Source organism: Actinosynnema sp. (assembly GCF_052038725.1).
Genome location: NZ_JBQGCX010001253.1, coordinates 1 through 3,164 on the forward strand (window position 1 = coordinate 1; position 3,164 = coordinate 3,164).

At 76.2% G+C, this 3,164-nt stretch carries 2 protein-coding genes and 1 pseudogene; all 3 read right to left on the reverse strand.

Annotated elements, in window-relative coordinates; genetic code table 11:
• Positions 1–288 (reverse strand): annotated as a pseudogene (locus ACTUAL_RS26435) (basic secretory protein-like protein); the annotation flags it as partial.
• A gap of 121 nt (positions 289–409) precedes the next feature.
• Positions 410–1,402: an NlpC/P60 family protein gene (locus ACTUAL_RS26440; protein WP_440902142.1), complete on the reverse strand. Its 993-nt coding sequence runs from the start codon at positions 1,400–1,402 to the stop codon at positions 410–412.
• 438 nt (positions 1,403–1,840) lie between these two features.
• Positions 1,841–3,164: NYN domain-containing protein (locus ACTUAL_RS26445; RefSeq protein ID WP_440902143.1), on the reverse strand; the 1,324-nt coding region annotated here is incomplete at its 5' end.

Below are 3,164 nucleotides of genomic sequence, written 5' to 3' on the forward strand. Positions count from 1 at the left end.
GGCCACCCGGTAGGACCACTCGGCGAGGGGCACCTCGGCCAGCGCGGCGAACAGCCCGCGCTGGGCGGCCAGGAACGCGGGATCGGCCTCGGGGTCCAGGTCCGCGGTGAACGCCGCCTCGTCGCGCTCCAGCACCGCCCGCGCCCTGCGGTCCAGGAGCGCGCGCACGGCCTCCCCCGCGGGCGCGTCCTCCCCGGCGGGCGCGGCCCCGTGGCGCAGGACGGCCACCAGCCCGGCCGCCAGCGCCAGCGCGGCCAGGACCGCCAGGGCGGTCCGCGCGCGGCTCACCGGGCCGCTCCGGCGGCGGTCGAGGGCACCCGGACAGTGAACCCCACCCCCGGAACGCGCCTCGGCGGGGCCGCTCCGCTCCCGGAACGACCCCGCCGAGGGGGAGCAGCCCGCAGGCCCGTCAGCCGATCCGGCGGATCGCGTAGATCGAGCCGGGGTTGTTGAACGGCACGACCTTCACCGGCACGCCGTCGGTGGACGCGTGCACCACCTGGCTGTTGCTCACCGCCATGCCCACGTGCATCCCGCCGTTGTAGACGACGATGTCGCCCGCCTGGGCCTCGGCGCGGGTCACCGCGCGGCCGACCCCGGCCTGCCCCTGGCTGGTGCGGGGGATCGACACGCCCGCGCTCGCGTACGCCTTCATGACCAGGCCGGAGCAGTCCCACACGTTCGGGCCCGTCGCGCCGTACTGGTACATGTCGCCGATCTGGGCCATCGCGAACTGCAGCGCGGCGCCCGCGGCGCCCGCCGGGTAGTCCACGTTGGTCGGCACGCTGCCGACGCTGCCCAGGCTGGTGCGCTCGGCGGAGGTCAGCCGGTTGAGCTGCGCCTTGACCTCGGTGCGCTGCTTGTCGAGGTCGTCCTTGCGCTTGCGCACGTCGTCGGCGATCTTCTTCGCCTCGTCCGTCGCGGCCTGCGCGCGCTTCTCGGCCTCGGAGGCGGTGTCGCGCGCCGTGTCGGCGGCCTGGACGGCCCCGGACAGCTCCTCCAGCGCCTCGCCGTTGTCCATGGCCAGGACGCCCAGCGCGGACATGCGGTTGAGGAAGTCCTGCTGCGAGTCGCTGACCAGCAGCGCGGACAGCTGGTTGAACCGCGCGCCCTCGAAGGACGCCTCGGTGAGCCGGTCGACCCGGCTGCGGAACTTCTCCTCGTCGGCGCGGGCCGCGTCACCGGCCTTGGTCGCGGTGTCGACCTCGCCCTTGGCCTTGTCCAGCTCGGCCTGGTTGTTCTTCTGCTGCTCCTCGGCCCTGAGCAGCTCCTCGTTGAGCTTGGTGGCCTGCTCGCCCAGCTCGTTGTACTTCTTCAACGCGTCGGAGGCGGTGGCGGGCTGGGCCCCGGCCGAGACCGGCGTGATGCCCACAGCCGCCACGGCCACCGCCGTGGCGGCCATTACCCCACGCACACCGCGCTTGAGTCGTTGCGACGCCACTCTCGCCAGAGTCTCCTGTCGTGTGAACCGCCCCCGGTCCCCGCTCAGCGCGGACGCGGCGCAGCCCCTGGCGGCACCAAAACGAGGTGGAGGGGCGTGCGCGACTCGGCTCCCCGACAGCGCCGATCCGGCGGTGACCCGCGTCGCCTGCCACGTCGGCAGGCGGTCCTCCGCGAGGTCCCGGCTAGGTTATGAGAGCGAGGTGCCCGCGTCCACCGTTGCCCGGCGAGTAATCGCGACTGGATCGATGACGGATCGGCTCACCTGGTCGGGTGACGCGGGACACCCCGGACTAAGAGCTTGGTCACACTCCGCGCGGTCACCCTGCGCAACCCCCGAACGGTCACCCTCCGCCGACGAACCCCGGTCACAGCCGGTCGCCACTCCCCCGAACGGGGGTCAGACGCGGCCGAGGCGGGCGAGCAGCACGGCGGACGGGACGGGGTGCGCGCCGCGCCTGCGCACCGAGTCGGCGACGGCCCGGTCGGAGGTCACCACAACCACCGGCCTGCCCTCGGGCTCGGCGGTGACCAGCGCCCGGATGACGTCGTCGGCCAGCACGCCGGGGTCGCTGAACAGCACCCGCACCCCGCGCGGCGCGGCGGCGGGCACGGCGACCACGCCCGCGCCGTCGAACACCAGGGTCACCTCGGCCCCGGTGCGCGCGGCCAGCACCGCGAGCTGGTGCACCAGCCGGTCCCGCTGGTCGGCGAGCGCCAGCTCCGGGTAGCCGGTCTTGGTGACGTTGTAGCCGTCGACGATCAGGTGCACGGCGGGCAGCGCCAGCAGCCGGTCCAGCGCGGCCGGGTCCTCGACCCGGTTGACCGAGCCCTGCCCCGCGCTCGCCCCGCGCACCGTGTCCGCCGGGCGCGGCCCGGTGCCGCCGCCCAGCGCGAGCTCCCGGCGCAGCCCGCTGACCGCGCCGTCCAGGGTGTCCACGAGCAGCGCCAGCCGCACCTCGTCGGCCTGCCGCGCCTCCCGCGCCGACTGGCGGGCCACCTCGGCGTCGGCGACCGCGCGCCGCGCCCTGACCCGCTCGGCCTCGGCGCGCTCGCGCTCCCGGTCCCGCTCGGCGATCAGCTTGCCGACCTCGACGTCCACCTCGGAGCGCACCCGCAGCGCCTCCTGGGCGGCGGCCTCGGCCCGGTCCTTGGCCTCGCGGAGCTTGACGCCCTGCTCCCGCAGCCGCTTGCGCAGCCGCTCCAGCTCGGCGTCCGCCTCCAGGCGCACCTGGCGCGCCACGCCACCGGCCTCGACCTGGTCGGCGCGCAGCCGCTCCAGCTCGGGCTCCAGCCGCTCCAGGCGCGCCACCGCGCTGTCCCGCTCGGCCCGCAGGGCGGCGTCGGCCGCGCGGCGCGCCACCAGCTCCACCAGGTGCCCCGCGCCGTCCTCGCCCAGCAGCAGCGCGGCGGCCCCGGCGGTGACCGGGTCGGGCGCGGTGTGCTCCAGCGCGGACGGCCGGTTGCGCCGCACCCAGTCCACGACGGCGGTGCGGAAGCCCGCCGACGAGCGCAGCGCGCCGATCAGCGCGGGCGCGCCCAGCCTGGCGCGCTTGGCGGGCGCGACCCTGGCGACGGCGCGCCGCGACTGCGGCACGTCCACCTTGGGCAGCTCGCCCAGCGCGTCGGCGCTCAGCTCGGAGAGCCTGGCGCGCAGCGGGTCGGGCAGCGCCGTCCAGGCCACGTCGGACTCGGCGGACTCGGCGGCGGACTCCGCGACGGTC